14 protein-coding genes are annotated in these 15183 nt (G+C 71.5%); 9 read left to right on the top strand and 5 right to left on the bottom strand.

Features of this window, described 5'->3' with window-relative positions; translation table 11 throughout:
* Nucleotides 1–101: 101 nt before the first annotated feature.
* From ACFYX4_RS27150 to ACFYX4_RS27140, 3 genes are all read right to left on the bottom strand, one after another.
* On the bottom strand, nt 102–1292 hold the full coding sequence (locus ACFYX4_RS27150; protein ID WP_389338658.1) for a damage-control phosphatase ARMT1 family protein: 1191 nt from the start codon (nt 1290–1292) through the stop codon (nt 102–104).
* A gap of 95 nt (nt 1293–1387) precedes the next feature.
* Complete coding sequence (locus ACFYX4_RS27145; RefSeq protein ID WP_389338655.1) at nt 1388–2038, bottom strand: ScbR family autoregulator-binding transcription factor; 651 nt, start codon at nt 2036–2038, stop codon at nt 1388–1390.
* Nucleotides 2039–2104: 66 nt separating this feature from the next.
* Nucleotides 2105–3007, bottom strand: a complete 903-nt coding sequence (locus tag ACFYX4_RS27140; RefSeq protein WP_389338651.1) for a ScbA/BarX family gamma-butyrolactone biosynthesis protein — start codon at nt 3005–3007, stop codon at nt 2105–2107.
* A 178-nt stretch (nt 3008–3185) separates the two neighbouring features.
* Here ACFYX4_RS27140 and ACFYX4_RS27135 point away from each other — a divergent pair, with 178 nt between their 5' ends.
* Entirely contained in the window at nt 3186–3836 is a 651-nt protein-coding gene (locus ACFYX4_RS27135) for a ScbR family autoregulator-binding transcription factor (protein ID WP_389338646.1), read from the top strand.
* 123 nt (nt 3837–3959) lie between these two features.
* On the opposite strand, the gene ACFYX4_RS27130 is transcribed toward ACFYX4_RS27135, so the two are convergent.
* Nucleotides 3960–5762 (bottom strand): S8 family serine peptidase, encoded by a 1803-nt coding sequence (locus ACFYX4_RS27130; RefSeq protein ID WP_389338643.1) that lies wholly within the window; start codon nt 5760–5762, stop codon nt 3960–3962.
* A 361-nt stretch (nt 5763–6123) separates the two neighbouring features.
* Here ACFYX4_RS27130 and ACFYX4_RS27125 point away from each other — a divergent pair, with 361 nt between their 5' ends.
* The gene (locus tag ACFYX4_RS27125; RefSeq protein WP_389338640.1) at nt 6124–7104 is read left to right on the top strand and encodes a lytic polysaccharide monooxygenase; all 981 of its coding nucleotides are present in this window, start codon (nt 6124–6126) and stop codon (nt 7102–7104) included.
* A gap of 36 nt (nt 7105–7140) precedes the next feature.
* On the opposite strand, the gene ACFYX4_RS27120 is transcribed toward ACFYX4_RS27125, so the two are convergent.
* Entirely contained in the window at nt 7141–7776 is a 636-nt protein-coding gene (locus ACFYX4_RS27120; RefSeq protein ID WP_389338637.1) for a Tat pathway signal sequence domain protein, read from the bottom strand.
* A gap of 706 nt (nt 7777–8482) precedes the next feature.
* Between ACFYX4_RS27120 and ACFYX4_RS27115 the strand changes: the two genes are divergently transcribed.
* The 7 genes from ACFYX4_RS27115 to ACFYX4_RS27085 all read left to right on the top strand — a co-directional run bounded on the left by ACFYX4_RS27115 (nt 8483) and on the right by ACFYX4_RS27085 (nt 15178).
* A complete protein-coding gene (locus ACFYX4_RS27115; RefSeq protein ID WP_389338634.1) occupies nt 8483–9151 on the top strand; it encodes a DUF6230 family protein in 669 nt (222 codons plus the stop codon).
* The gene (locus ACFYX4_RS27110) at nt 9148–9570 is read left to right on the top strand and encodes a DUF6114 domain-containing protein (protein ID WP_389338631.1); all 423 of its coding nucleotides are present in this window, start codon (nt 9148–9150) and stop codon (nt 9568–9570) included. The genes ACFYX4_RS27115 and ACFYX4_RS27110 overlap by 4 nt, the downstream gene beginning before the upstream one ends.
* Before the next feature lie 374 nt (nt 9571–9944).
* Entirely contained in the window at nt 9945–10958 is a 1014-nt protein-coding gene (locus tag ACFYX4_RS27105) for a substrate-binding domain-containing protein (protein WP_389338628.1), read from the top strand.
* A gap of 64 nt (nt 10959–11022) precedes the next feature.
* A complete protein-coding gene (locus tag ACFYX4_RS27100) occupies nt 11023–13788 on the top strand; it encodes a nitrate- and nitrite sensing domain-containing protein (protein WP_389338625.1) in 2766 nt (921 codons plus the stop codon).
* 11 nt (nt 13789–13799) lie between these two features.
* Entirely contained in the window at nt 13800–14234 is a 435-nt protein-coding gene (locus ACFYX4_RS27095) for a roadblock/LC7 domain-containing protein (protein ID WP_389338622.1), read from the top strand.
* Between the two features lies 1 nt (nt 14235).
* Entirely contained in the window at nt 14236–14598 is a 363-nt protein-coding gene (locus tag ACFYX4_RS27090; protein ID WP_389338619.1) for a DUF742 domain-containing protein, read from the top strand.
* Complete coding sequence (locus ACFYX4_RS27085; protein WP_389338616.1) at nt 14585–15178, top strand: ATP/GTP-binding protein; 594 nt, start codon at nt 14585–14587, stop codon at nt 15176–15178. Before ACFYX4_RS27090 ends, ACFYX4_RS27085 begins: the two co-directional genes overlap by 14 nt.
* Nucleotides 15179–15183 lie beyond the last annotated feature (5 nt).

The raw sequence follows: 15183 nt of genomic DNA, 5'->3' as shown, positions 1-15183 counted from the left end.
CCATCCGCGGGGCGGCACATGATCACACCATCGCGTGAACCGGGCGGAAATCCCCCCGATTCGGGAACTCGGCCGCACGCGGGCGTGTGGGCTGCGGGCGATCACTTCCTGGCCTGGATCAACGCGCGCGTGCCTCCGGTGCGCCAGCGCTGCCCTTCCGCGGCGACCAGGGCCGCCTCGGTGTCGGCCGTCAGGCCGGTGACGACGTCCGACTTGAGGGTGCGCAGGGCGACGACGGGGCCGGGGAAATGGGCGGTGACCTCCGCGAAGGGGGTCGTGGGGGGCCACGGCCGGTCGCCCACGAGACGGCGGTAGTTGAGGTCGCCCTTGACGATGGTGAGGGTGGCGGCGGCGAATTCCGCGCGCAGGTCGTCGGGCATCTCCGCGTACGGCAGCGGGGCGGCGGCGAAGGGGTGGGCGCGCAGGACGAGCGTGCCGTCCGCCATCGCCGACCACAGCCGGCGGCCGTACGCGGCGGCCTCGCCGGGCGCGGCGGTCAGCCTGCGCAGCGCGTCGACGACGTCGGCGGCGGTGGCGTCGGAGACGTAGTACGGGTACGGCTTGACGTGCAGGACGACCCGGCCGATCCGCCCGTGGGCGAGCAGGTGGGCGGCGAGGAGGAGGTCGGGGACGAGTTCGCGGCCCGCGTTGTCGGCGACCAGGCACAGGGTGCCGGAGCCGCCCGGGGAGGCGGGCAGCAGCGACCAGAGGGCCTCGCTGTCGTCGGAGACCAGCGCGTGGACCGCCTCCCGGTGCTGGGCGTCCGCGTCGGAGAGGCGGAAGCCGAGGTCGGCGCGGTTGCCCCAGAGCGAGCCGTGCAGCAGGGCGCGCGCCTGTTCCTCGGCGGGGCGGTCGGCCAGGTCGTCGAGCGCGGCGAGTTCCTGGTCGGTCTCGGGCGAGTCGAGTTCGGCGAGCTTGAAGGGACGGAACGGGTCGATTCCCCGCCAGGTGCCGTCGCCGCCGCCGAAGTAGCCGACGACTTGCAGGAGTTGACGGTAGAAGTAGCTCTCCGACCACAGCCAGGGGATCTCGAACCAGGAGCGGCCCGCATACGCGTCCAGGCCCCAGCTCCGCCACCGGTCCCGGTCGTGCGCGTCCTCGGGCAGCGGCGGGACGAAGCCCTCCGTGCAGCTGAGGAGCAGCGCGTCCAGGGCGCGGTGGACGCCGGGATCGTAGGGGAAGGCGTCCCGCACCTGCCGGATGATCGCGGGGTGCCGCTCGGCCAGGACGCCGTGCGGGAAGGAGCCGGGCTCGTCGCCGAGGATCACGGGCGGGGCGGGGGTGTCGGGCATACGGATCACGGTAGCCGCTCCCCCTGTCCGGGGCGCGTCCCGCACGCCGTCGGCCGCGGGCCCGAGCCGTGCGGGCGCTCCCGGCCGTGCGGCGCTCACGTCGTCGCCATGACCTCGTGTTCCAGGCGGGCCGCCAGGGTCAGATAGCGGGGGCGGCGCGGGACCGGGACCAGGCCGCGGATGAGGACGTACCACATCTCGGCCGTGCGGCGCGGGAGTCGGGCGGCCGGCTCGCGGGAGCGGCCGACGACGCGGGTGCCGACGAAGAAGCAGACGAGGGAGTGGGCGACGGCGTCCACGTCGACGTCCGGATGGATGTCGGCCTCCCTGAGCGCGCCTACGAGCCGCCGGGTGACCAGGTCCATCCATTCCGCGAAGGGATGCGGTAGGGGCGGCCGGACCGCGACGCCGCCGGTGGCGAGCCGCATGCCGGCGCGGATGATCGGGCCGTCCACGGACAGCCGTGCCATGGCGAAGGTGAGGCGCATCAGCGCTTCGAGGGAGGAGCAGCCCCGGTCGTCGATCTCGCCGGCGACCCGGCGGGATGCCTCCGACTGGAGGACCAGGATCGCGTGGGCGAGGTCCTCCTTGGCCGCGAAGTGGAAGTAGAGCGCCCCCTTGGTGACTTGGGCGTGTTCGACGATGTCACTGAGGCTCGTCGACTCGTAGCCGTGCCGGTCGAACAGCTCGGCCGCGGCCCTGATGATCGTCGCGCGGGTCTGTTCGGCGCGTAACTGCCTCACCATCGCCTGGTACTCCTGGCTTTAAGAACGGGTCATGCCGTTTGTTTCTTACCCCCTCTACACCCTAACTCACCGCGCGGCGGTGCCCACCAGGCATTCGAAGACCGTCGACTTCCCCTGTGCGCCCAGGACTTGGACGTCGCCGCGCTGTCCGCCGCTCGTCTCGATCCAGACGGGTTCGTCCAGTTCGGCGTACCGGTGAAAGCGCGCTCCGTACGCCACCGGGGCGCGCTCGGGGCCGGTCCGCAGCCGCGCCGCCTGGCGGGCCGCCTCCAGCAGGAGCATGCCGGGCACGTGATCGAGGGGGTGGTCGAAGAAAACGGGGTGTCCGGTATCCACTCTCAGCTGCCTGCGGTCCGGGCCGTCGGCCGAGGACAGGACGACGTCCGTCGGCAGGCTGCGGCCGACGTCGGCGGCGGGCGCCGCGGGCGGGACGGGGACCGCGGTGACGGTGTCCGGGGTGCGCCCGCCGCGCAGCCTTCGGTAGACGGGCGCGCTGACGCAGGTGAAGGCGACGTCCGCGGTGGCGACGGGGTCGCCGTCGCGCAGGACGCGCGCGGTGTAGCGGACGGCGGCGGGGCGGCGGCCGCGGTACCGGACGTCGGTGAAGGCGAGTTCGACCTCCGGCTCGGCCGGCAGCGGGCCGACGCCCAACTTCCCTGGTACGGTGACGACCTGTAACTCCTGGAGCACGAACTGGTGGTCCAGGGGCACGTCGTACTCGGTGTGGGCGACCAGGGTGCCGCTCTGCCGGACGGTCTCGACGACGAGCAGCGGATCGTATGCCGACCAGTCCGACGACACGTGTAATCCGTGCGCGCGCGGCCACTGGGCCGAGACGGAGAAGCGGTCGGTCCCGGTGCGCCGCCAGTCGGTGAGGAGCGTCTCCGCCACGGCGGCGCGGTGGACCAGTTGGCGTGGCACGGTTGCCGTCAGGGACGGGGCGTCGGCAAGCTGCCGCGGTCGAGTCATGTCTCTCCCTACGGTCGCCGGAAGGCCACGCCCGGCGGCGAACCGTCCGCTTCGTCGAGCGTTAGAGTACGAGGTGACCGGTTTGGTTTCAATGAGATCAGTCGACGGCATCCGATGATCGGGCCGCATTCGCGCAGTATCGCGGACGTGGTCAACTCGACGCCGTGAAGGGGCTGTTATGGCAAAACAGGAGCGCGCGATCAGAACGCGCAGGGCGATCCTGGAAGCGGCCGGCGCGGTCTTCGACGAGTACGGCTATGCCGCCACCACCATCTCGATGGTCCTGGAGCGCGCCGAAGTCACCAAAGGCGCCCTGTACTTCCACTTCCCGTCGAAGGAGTCGCTCGCCCAGGCGGTCCTGAACGAGCAGGTGCCCTTCGGGGCGGTCCCGCCGCAGCCGTGCAAGCTCCAGGAGATCGTCGACATGACGTTCGTCGTGGGCCAACGGCTGCTGGGCAACGCCCTGTTGCGAGGCAGCGTGCGGCTGGCGGTGGACCAGGAGACGCCTTCCGGAGTGGACCACGGCGAGCCGTTCCTCCAGTGGGCGCGCCGGCTGACAGAGCTGCTCGAACAGGCGCGTGAGCGCGGCGAGTTGCTGCCCACGGTGCGGCCCGCGGAGACGGTCGAGCTGCTCGTGGGCTCCTTCACCGGCATCCAGCTGATGTCGAGGGCGCTCACGGGCCGCGCGGATCTCGCGGAGCGGTTGGCGGTGATGTGGGCCCATGTGCTGCCGAGCATCGCCGTGCCCGGTCTGCTGCCCGGCCTCGACGCCCGCGCCGACCGGGGGGTGCGGGTGCTGGCCGCGCTGGAGGAGCGCGCGGCCTCCTAGCCCGGCAGGCCCGCGGGGTCCGGCCCGGCAACCTCCGCAGCCTCCGCGGGAAAGACGTACGGCGGGCCGGCCGGTGTCCATCCACACCGGCCGGCCCGCCCGTTCATCGACGGGTCACTCTGCTCAGAAGGTCAGCTTCCAGCTGTTGAGCCGGCCCGTGTCCTGCGAGGCCACGTCCTGCACGCGCAGCTTCCAGGTGCCGTTGGCGACCTCGCTGGAGGCGTTCACCGTGTAGGTGGCGACGACGTTGTCCGCGGAGTCCGAGCCGGACGTCTTCAGGGGGTACGCGGTGCCGTCCGGGGCGATGAGGTCGATGACCAGGTCGCCGCGGTAGGTGTGGGTGATGTCCACGCCGACCTGGAGGGTGGAGGGCGCGTTCCCCGTGCGGCCGGTGACCGCGATGGAGGACTCGATCGCCGCGCCGTTGTCCGGGACGGCCACGGCGGTGGTGTTGGAGAAGGTGGCGCCGGTGGAGCCGCCGCCCGTGCCGGTCACGGCCGCCACGGTCTTGGCCGCGTCGGCGAGGCCCGCGCCGCAGCCGCCCGAGCAGGCGCCCGGCAGCGTACGGGCGTTGGCCTTGATGGCCGCCTCGATCTGGGCCGGGGTCAGCGAGGACTTCGCCGACTTCAGCAGCGCGGCGAGGCCCGCGACGTGCGGGGTGGCCATGCTGGTGCCCTGGTAGTAGGCGTAGTTCTCGCCGGCCGGCGTCTTGGTGCCGGCGTTCAGCGTGGACAGGATGCCGTTGGCGTTGCCGGTGCTGGTCTGGCCGCCGGGCGCCGAGATGTCCACCAGGGCGCCGTAGTTGGAGTAGGAGGCCTTCGCGCCGGCGCGGTTGGTCGCGGCGACCGAGATGACGTTGGCGCAGTTGCCCGGCGAGTGGTTCGCGACGTTGTCGTTGTCGTTGCCGGAGGCCACGACGACGGTGGTGCCCCGGGTCACGGCCGCGTTGATCGCGCTCTGGGTCGCCGAGGTGCAGGCGCCGTCGCCGCCGAGGCTCATGTTGATGACCTTGGCGACGTTGGAGTTGGCGGGGACGCCGGAGACGGTGCCGCCGGACGCCCAGGTGATGGCGTCGATGATGTCGGAGTCGTAGCCGCCGCACTTGCCGAGGACGCGGACCGGGGAGATCTTCGCGCCGTAGGCGATGCCGGCAATGCCCTTGCCGTTGTTGGTGGCGGCGGCGATGGTGCCGGCCACGTGGGTGCCGTGCCAGGAGGAGGTGGAGGCCGGGATGCCCGTGCCGCACTCGTTGGCGTTGTACCAGTCGCCCGGGTCGGCCGGGTTGCTGTCACGGCCGTCGCCGTCCACCGAGACGGCGGTGTCGGCGATGAAATCGTAGCCGCCGACGATGTTCGCGGCGAGGTCGGAGTGGGCGACGTAGCCGGTGTCGATGACGGCGACCGTGACGCCGGCGCCGGTGGTGGTGTTCCAGGCGGCCGGAACGTTCATGCCGGCGGTGGACTCGAACAGGTCCCACTGCTTGGCGTACTCGGTGTCGTTCGGGTCGGCCTGCGGCGTGTTGAGGCGGTCCGGGACGACATAGGCGACCTGCGGGTCCGCCCGGTACTCGGCCACGACGTCGGCGACGTCGGCGCTGGAGACGTTCTCGCCCAGGCCGACCAGGGCGGCGCCGGTGCCGAGGCGGCGCTGGAAGTCGACGTCCTCGCCGGTCTCCTCGGCCTTGGCGGCGGCGTCGGCCTCGGCGGCCGGGTTCGACTTCGCCTCCGCGGCGCCGGACTTGTAGCCGACGATGAGACGCTCGGCCGGGGCGCCGGGCGCGGCCTCGGTCTGGGCGGCGGGGACGGCGGCGGCCTGCGGGTCGCTGTCCGCGGCGACGACCGAGGCGGTGGAGGCGGCGGTGAGGAGGGCCGCGGAGACAGCGGCGACGGATATCAGCTTCCGTCTCAGGGCAGGGGAGGTGCGCAAGAGCGTGCCTTTCGTGGCCTGCTCCGGACATGACGGAGCGGCGGTCGATTCGCTTCGTCGTCGAAGCGGAGGGGGGTGAACCGAGGAGCGACGCGTTGGCCGGCCAGGCGCGGAAACCGTTCCCGAGTGGGGTTACCTGTGGGTCGGTTGTGCGGTGAACGATAGGCAAAGGGACCGGCGTCCGGATACAGGGGAAACCCTCGATCCGGCCGGATCCGCACCCTTGACGCTCTCAACGACCCGGCGAATGAACCGGTTTGCTCAGGTGACGCCCGGTGCGTGGGCGTAGTGAACGCGTCGCACCGGTTTTCCGTACTGCACGGGCAGAACCGTATCCGCGCCGGCCGAGGAGACGTCCCCGATGCGCCGCACGACCGCACACCGCACCGCCGCCCTGGCGTTCGCCGCCGTGAGCCCGCTCCTGCTGGGACTGTGGACCGCGGGGCCGACGCAGGCGCACGGAGCGCCCACGGACCCGGTGAGCCGGCTGTACGCCTGCTCCCCCGACGTCGGCACGGCGTCCCGGTCGGCGGCGTGCCGCGCCGCCGTGGCGGCCAACGGCGGGCGGCTCGGGGCCTTCGACAACCTGCGGGTGGCGAACGTGGACGGGCGGGACCGGCAGACGATTCCCGACGGGGAGCTGTGCAGCGGGGGGCTGTCCGCCTACAAGGGGCTGGACGTGGCGCGCGCCGACTGGCCGTCGACCCGGGTCGCGCCGGGCGGGACGCTGCGCATGACGTATGTCTCGACGATCCCGCACAAGGGCACGTTCAAGCTGTATCTGACGAAGCCGGGTTACGACCCGTCGCAGCCGCTGACCTGGGCGGATCTTCCGCAGCGGCCGTTCGCCGAGGTCAAGGACCCGGCATTGACGGACGGCGCGTACCGCTTCTCGGCGAAGCTCCCCGCCGACCGGACGGGGCGGCAGCTGCTGTACACGATCTGGCAGAACAGCAGCACGCCGGACACCTACTACTCGTGCTCGGACGTGGTGTTCCCGGAGCGGGCCGGCACGAAGGAGCCGTCCTCGGGAGCGTCCGCGGGCACGGCTCCGAAGACGCCGTCCAGCAGTCCGTCGGCATCGGCCACGGCTTCCGCGAGCGGTTCGGCGTCCGCGTCGCCTTCCGTCCCGGCCTCCGCCGCGGCTTCGGTCTCGGCTTCGGCGGGCGTGGTCGGCGGCGGGGCGCCCTCGGCCGCGGCCGGGCCCGCGAGCACCCCGGTGGCGTCCACCACCGGGGCCGATGACTCGGGTCCGTCCGCGCCCGTGCTGGCGGGCGGCGCCGCCGCCGTGCTGGTGCTCACCGGCGGCGCCGCCCTGGTACTGCGTCTGCGGAGTCGCTGATCCGAGCGGGTCCGATGAACCCGCCTGTGTCAGCGATTAGTTGACGATGACCGGCGAGCCGGCGGACACCGGGGCGTACTTGGCGCTGAAGAAGGCGTTGGAGAAGCAGAGCGTCGAGCCGGACAGCTTGGTGAACGGCTGGTTGGCGAAGGCGATGGTGTTGTCGGCGTTGCTCGCCGTGCCGACCAGGCTCGGGCCCTCGTACACACAGTTGACGCTGCCCAGCAGGGTGCGCAGGACGACGGTCGTGCGGATGTTGGAGCCGGTCGCCGCGGAGACGGTGACGCCGCCGCCGGAGGAGACGGTCGCGGTGTACGGGAGGTTGTTGACGGTGATGCTGGTGACGCCGAGCACGCCGAGGACGTTCGAGGTGCAGCCGGTGAAGGCCTGCTGGGTGAGCGACTCGGTGGCGGTGCCGGGCGCGGTCGGGTTGTCGGTGACGGTGGCCGAGAAGCTGGACGTCGTGCACGAGACGCCGCTGGTGCCGGTGGCGGTCGAGTAGAACGTGGCGTTGGTGCCGGTGGCCAGGGACGCGGTGATGACGTCACCGACGGCGAGGTCGCCGCCCGCGGTGGACAGGACCGCGGGGTCGGCCGCCGAGGCGGGGGAGACCGCCGTCAGCGAGAGGGCGGCGACGGAACCGGCGACGGCGAGGAGGGAGCGGATGCGCATGCGGGTGCCTCATTCCTGAAGTGGGGGGTCATTCGGGGGAGTTGATCGAACGTGCGGGTGGATCACGTGGGGGGTCGGGTGAACGGGGGTCGAGGGACGGGGGGACACGAGTCCGCGTCGGCCGGAACCGGTCCGTCACGCCTTCTCCGTACGTGACGGACCGGCAGCGGTGAGAGGCGTCGGACACGACCGGCAGGGGACGGCGGCCGTGTGCGGCGCGGGTGGATGAATCGGACTCGGGGCGCATGAAAGCCCGTGCTGGATGCCCGGGCGGAGGTACCGATGCCGGCAGGAGGTCCGGCCGCCGGTCGACGGCGGCCGGACCTGTGTCCGGGAGCGCGGTCGATGTCACCGCGCGGCGGATCCGGCGCCACGGATCCGGTCTGAGCCACGAGAGTTGTAGACCTGAGGGTCAGTCAACGTCAAGCACTTGTAAGGAAGTTGATGATCCATTGGAAATATGCGCGCACTCCGGAAACAGAATGGATCACGAGCGATACACAATGGACACTGTTTTTCCACATCTCCCTTGACCCTTGGGTGTAACCATCGGTAACTTCCGGGTAAGGCTACTGACGCGTAACGAGTAAGCCCTTGCGACAACATCCGGGAGTTGTGAGGAGCGGTGCGCGGCAGTCCGCTGTCCGCGCCAGGACAACGACGCCGTTGAAGCCCAACCCGCATGACTATGCCCATGGGAGCAGACATGGCCTCGTCCCCGGACGTCACGTCGTCCGCCGACAACACCCCCGAGAACCCCGACAGCGGTTCCGCCGCACGACGCGGCCGGGTCCGGCTGCGCCGGGCCGCCGTGATGGCGGTGCCCGCGACCTGTGTCGCGGCCGGCCTCGCGGTCCTCACCGCTCAGGGAGCGCTGGGTGTGCAGTTCGCGATCTCAGGTATGCCCTTCGTGGTCACCGCCGACAAGCTCGAAGGCGAAGGGTTCGCGCAGTTCGGCGCACTCGACCACATGATCGAGAACAGCCCCAACGAGGGCGACACCGGCGGCCAGGTGCTGGTCGTCACCTCGGTCGTCAAGAAGGGAAAGCTGACCAACCTCTGTCAGAGCGTCGACCTCGGCGGCATCCAGCTCGTCCTGACCGCCGGCAACAAGGGCACCAAGGTCGACGTCGAGAACCTGGCCATCGACTCCGACGAGATCACCGGTGACGCCGCGTTCAACAACATCGAGATCGGCCGGGACTCCAGCACCTTCGACAAGGTCAACAAGCAGGGCCCGCCCGGCGTCTACGGCCAGCAGGCCGACAAGGTCGTCATCACCGACCTCTACCAGCACAACTACGGCGCCACCGCGGCCGTCTTCAAGCTTCCCGACCTGCACATGAGGTTCGGGGGCAAGGGCTGCCCGCAGTGAACCGCTTCCAGTCGTGGAAGAGGCACCGGCCCTTCGCGGGCGGAGTGCTGCTCGCCCTGGGCGGCGCGGAGATCCTGCTGACCATGAAGGCTCCGCTGCCGGTCATCCTGCGCATCGGCATGCAGGGCCTGGCCGGCTATCTCCTGCCGACGCTGATGCTGCTGTGCGGGCTGCTGCTCCTGGTCAACCCCTCGCAGCGCCTCTTCTACTCGATCATCGGCGTCCTGTGCTCCCTGGGCTCGTGGCTCACCTCGAACATCGGGGGCTTCGTCATCGGCCTGCTCCTCGGTGTCACCGGTAGCTGCATGGCCTTCGGCTGGCTGCCCGACCAGGAACCCCGGCGCAGCCGCCGGCAGCGACGCAAGGACGCCCAGGCGGACAAGGCCATGGCGTTTCCCCGGACCGGGGAACCGGCCTGACCCTTCCGCGGCACGGTCCCGGCCCGAACCGGACCCCAGGGCCGCGACGAGCCCCGGCACCGCTTGCGGCGCCGGGGCGTCGACGGTTGACGTCGGTGACATCGATGGCACGGACAGTGCCTCTGGCACCGAGAACCCGCACCTTCCGCATTTACTGACGTTCATTCAATTCACCTGCGGCGATACCACCTCGACCCCGTTCCACATCACAATGCGGCAGCAGCGCCTCACCCCGTGTGGTCGTTCACTTGACTACCGGCGGTCACACACGGTTGGCTCCGAGCCAGCGAAAGCTTTCCGCCGGTGCGTGCCCCTTCGTGCCGGTGGCGCTCGCCCGTCCTCCTGCTCTGCCGCTCAGCGAGGTGCAGCCCTCCATGAACACTCCCCTCCCCGCTCGCGCATCCTCCCGTTCCCTCAGATCCACGAGCCTGACCGCCGCCGCCGTGTGCTGTCTCCTCCTCGTCACCGGCTGCTCCGGCGACACGTCGTCCGGCGCGGACGCGGACGCCGCGGGCGGTCCGGGCGGCCGGATGACGGTCGCGCTGGTCACCCACGGCGGAAAGGGCGACGACTTCTGGGAGTTGGTGCGCAGGGGCGCGGAGGCCGCCGCCGCCAAGGACGGCGTCGACCTGACCTACGCGAGCGACGCCGACGCCGCCGGACAGGCCGAGCTGGTCCGGGACGCGGTCCGCGGCAAGGTCGACGGCATCGCGGTGACCCTGGCCAAGCCCCAGGCGATGAAAGGCCCGGTGGCCGAGGCCAAGGCGGCCGGCATCCCTGTGGTCGGCCTCAACTCGGGTATCGACGCCTGGCGTTCGACGGGGCTGCTGGAGTACTTCGGCCAGGACGAGAGCGTCGCGGGGCGGGCCGTCGGCGACAAGCTCGACGGCCTCGGTGGACGGCACGCCCTGTGCGTCATCCACGAGCGGGGCAACGTCGCCCTGGAAGCCCGCTGCGCGGGGGTGAAGAAGACGTTCTCCGGCGAGACCGAGATGCTCTACGTCGACGGCACCGACATGGACGCGGTGACCGCGGCCGTCGGGGCGCGCCTCGGGCAGGAGCCGGACATCGATCAGGTCATCGCCAACGGGGCGCAGTTCGCGCTCGCCGCGGTGAAGGCGGCGCAGGACACCGGCAGTGACGCCGAGGTCGCCACGTTCGACCTGAACAAGGATCTGGTCGAAGCCGTCCGCGACGGCAGCGTGCGCTTCGCGGTGGACCAACAGCCCTATCTCCAGGGCTATCTCGCGGTGGACGCGCTCTGGCTCTACCGCACCAACGGCAACGTCAGCGGCGGCGGAACGGCCCCCGTCCTGACGGGCCCCGCCTTCGTCACCAAGGCGAACGTCGCCGACGTCGCCCGCTTCGCCGCCCGCGGCACCCGCTGACGCCGGGTCCCCCAGCCGTTCCCGCTTCCCCCTTCTGCCTCCGCTCCCCCGCCCAAGGACGACCATGTCACCACGGACAGGTGCCCGGCGCCGCCGTCTCGGCTCCATACGTCTCTCCCTGATCCTCCTGGCGCTGGTGCCCGGCGTCACCCTCGCGGCCATGTGGAGCGTGACGACGATCCAGATGTTCTCGGAGGGACTGCGGCTGCGCGACCAGACCGAACTGAGCCGGTCCACCGGCGCCATGGGCACCGAGGCGACGCTCGCGCTCCAGCAGGAACGCAGTCTGTCGGCCGTGTGGCTGGCCGCGCCCGAGGGCTCCCGCGCCCCGCTGACGGCACAGCGCAGGAGGACGGACGAGGCGGTCGGCAAGCTGGTCGCCCGCGCCGGCGACATCCAGCGGGCGCCGGCCCGCGTCCGCGACCGGATGTACTCGGTCATCGCCTCCGTGGGCAGCCTGGAGTACTACCGGGGCCAGGTCGACAATCCCACCGACATCACCGCCGCGCAGGCGCTGGACCAGTACACCTCGATCATCGACGACCAGATCCACGCCTTCCAGGAGCTGTCCCAGGTCGACGACGGCGACCTCACCTCGCAGGCCGGCCCGCTCGTCGCCCTGGAGCACGCGGCCGAACTGGTCTCGGAGGAGGACCTGCACCTCACGCTCGCCGGTCCGGCGGGGCGGATGGACGAGAAGCAGTGGGCCGCGTTCGCACAGACGGTGAACGCGCGCCGCTGGCTCGTGCAGGACCAGATCGTGCCCTCGCTCACCGGCTCGACGAAGACGCGGACCGAGAGGATCCTGCGCAGCGCCGAGTGGCGGACCCTGGAGTCCGTCGAGGACAAGGTCCTCGCGGCCCGCTCCGACCAGCGCCAGGACGGCGACATCCCGCTGCCGGACGTGCAGAAGCAGTGGCGCGCCGCTCTCATCGACGTCTCCGAGCAGTACTCGACGCTGATCCGGCAGCAGACCGAAGCGCTGCTGCGGAGCAGCGGGGACGAGGCGCGCGCACTGCTGATCAAGGCCGCCGCGCTGAGCGCCGGCGGACTCGTGGCGCTGCTGCTGTGCGTCGGGATGTCCTGGCGGATCACCCGCTCGCTGTTCCGGCGGCTGCGCGGACTGCGCATGGCGACGCTGAGTCTGGCGCGGGAGCGGCTCCCCGATGTGGTGGCCCGGCTCGACCGGGGAGAGACTGTCGACGTGGACTCGGCGACCCCGCCCCTGGACTACGGCGGCGACGAACTCGGCCAGGTGGCCGAGGCGTTCAACACGGCGCAGCGCACCGCCGTGCACACCGCCGTCGAACTCGCCGACACCCGGCGCGGTTTCCAGAAGGTCATCCTCGGCATCGCGCGGCAGAGTCAGAACCTGGTCAACCTCCAGCTGAGCAAGCTGGACACGCTGGAGCGCACGCACCAGGACCCGGACGTCCTCAAGGGACTGTACGAACTGGACTCCACGGCCAGCCAGTTGCGGCGGTACGAGGAGAACCTCGTCATCATCAGCGGCGGCCGGCCCGGACGCAGCTGGTCGGAGCCGGTCGCGCTGATCGACATCCTGCGCAGCGCGGTCGGTGAGGTCGCCGAGTACCGGCGGGTGGAGGTGCACACCGAGGAGGAGGTGTGCGTCGCACCGCCCGCCGTGGCGGACGTGATCCACCTGCTGGCCGAGCTCATCGACAACGCGACCGCCTACTCGCCCGCGCCGAGCCCGGTCGTGGTGCGGGCGTCGACGGTGGCCAAGGGTCTGGCGATCGAAGTGGAGGACCGCGGGCTCGGTCTCTCCGAGGAGGACTACGCCTCGCTCAACGCGCAGTTGGCCGTGGAACCGCAGTTCGACGTGGTCGCCCTCGCCGACGACCTGCGCCTGGGCATGTTCGTGATCGCCCGCCTGGCCACCCGACACGGCATCACAGTCACCCTCCGCCCGTCACCGTACGGCGGAACCACCGCGATCGTCCTGCTACCACAGGACATCGTGGTCCCCGAGCCGACTCCACCCCATACCGATGACCCCACCCCTCTCGCGCCACCCCCACGGGACGTACTGGAAGCAGTACGCAAGGCGCTGACGACACCGCCGGCGACGCCGGGGCTGCCCATGCGGACACCGGGGGGCGCGGGGGCGCGGACGCGCGAGGGGACGGGGGCGGGGGCGGGGTCTGGGGCGACGGGGACGACGACTTCGGCGGAGGCAACGGCGGCAACGGGTGCGCTGGCGACACCGGATGCTTCGGCAGCACCGGACGCACCGGCGGCCTTGGCGGCCCCGGCTGTTCCGACCACTCCGACGGCCACGGCAACCCCGGCAGCCCCAACGGATCCGGCAGCTCCGACCACTCTGACGGCCCCGGCGGTTCCGGCAGCCCCGGCAGCCCCGGCAGCCCCGGCAGATCCGGCAGCTCCGGCAGCCCCAGCGAATCCGGCAACTCCGACTACTTCGACGGCCCCGGCCGCCCCAGTCACCCCGGAGGCCCCCGCTGCTCCGGCGGATCCGGCAACTCCGACCACTCCGACGGTTCCGGCCACTTCGGAGGCCCCGGCCGCCCCGGCCGCGAAGGGGGCCGGGAGCGTGGTCGCGGGCGGTGGCTCGGTTTCCGGCGATTTCCGCGATCTCGCGCCGTTGCCCCGCAGGGTTCCGCAGAGCAGTCTCGTTGCCGAGTTGCGGGAGGAGCCGGGAGGGGACGGAGGCGACGCCGGTGGGGTCGACGCGTTCGAGGAGTTCACCGCGGAGCGTGCCGCCTCCTCCCTCGCCGGTTTCCAGCGCGGCACGCTGCGCGCACGCGACGACGCCCCGAACTCCACACCGCCCGCCGACCGCTCATGAAGGACACCGCGATGACACACTCCACCCCCGCCACGAACACCAAGCTCGACCAGTTGCTCACCGGTCTCGTGGAACGGGTCGCCGACGTGAACCAGGCCGTCGTGCTCTCCGAGGACGGTCTCGTGGTCAGCAAGTCCCTGGGCTTCCTGCGGGACGACGCCGAGCGGCTGGCGGCCACCGCGTCGGGGCTGATGAGCCTCAGCAAGGGCGTCAGCATGGACTTCCGGGGCGGCCCGGTGCGCCAGGCACTCATCGAGATGGCCAACAGCTACCTGATCCTCACCTCGGCCGGGCCCGGGGCCCACCTCGTGGTGCTCGCCGGCTCGCACGCGGACGTCGGCGTCGTGGCGTACCAGATGAACATGCTGGTGAAGAAGATCGGCGAGCACCTCAGCGCGGCGCCGCGGACCGGTCTCGGTCCCGCCCCGCGCACCCTCGGCGGGTGAGGTGAGCGGAGGCGACGAAGCGGGCCGGCTGGTGCGGCCGTTCACCCTCACCGGTGGACGGACCCGCCCCAGCCGCGCCGACTTCACGCTCATCACGACCGTGACCGCGGTGGACCCGCCGCCGGAACGGGCCGCGCGTCCGCAGCCCGAGCACGTCCGGATCCTGCGGCTGTGCGCCCGGCCGGTCGCCGTGGCGGAGCTCGCGGCGCTGCTGGACCTGCCGGTGAGCGTGGTCGTGATCATGCTCTGCGATCTGCTGGAGGCGGGCCTGATCACGGCCCGGCCGCCCCGCCCCGTGACCGGCGCCGACGGCCGGGACCTGGAGCTGCTGGAGAAAGTGAGGGACGGTCTTGGCCGCATCTGACCCCACCGCCGGGACGGTCACGGCGCCCGACGCGGTGAAGATCCTCGTCGCCGGCGGCTTCGGCGTCGGCAAGACCACCATGGTCGGGGCGGTCAGCGAGATCGCGCCGCTGCGCACGGAGGAGCCGCTGACCGTCGCGGGGCTGGACGTCGACGACCTGAAGGGCGTCGAGGAGAAACGGTCCACCACCGTGGCGCTCGACTTCGGGCGGATCACCCTCGGCGAGGACCTGGTGCTGTACCTCTTCGGCACGCCGGGGCAGCAGCGGTTCTGGTTCATGTGGAACGACCTGGCCGTCGGCGCGCTGGGGGCGGTGGTGCTGGTCGACGTGCGCCGGCCCGACGCCAGTTTCGCGGCGATCGACTTCTTCGAACGGCGGAAGATCCCGTTCGTCGTCGCGGTGAACGGTTTCCACGGGCTGCACCCCTATCCGGCGGAGGCGATCCGGGAGGCGCTGGCGTTGCCGGCGGGCGTTCCGCTGCTGCTGTGCGACGCGCGGGAGCGGGAGTCGTGCCGTGATGTTCTCGTCGCGCTGATCGATCTCCTGATCGCCGACGCCGGTCGATCAGCGGCTTCTTGACGACT

Source organism: Streptomyces sp. NPDC002328 (assembly GCF_042890065.1).
GTDB lineage: Bacteria > Actinomycetota > Actinomycetes > Streptomycetales > Streptomycetaceae > Streptomyces.
The sequence above is the reverse complement of the archived record's forward strand: the minus strand, read 5'-3'. Positions and strand labels throughout refer to the sequence as shown.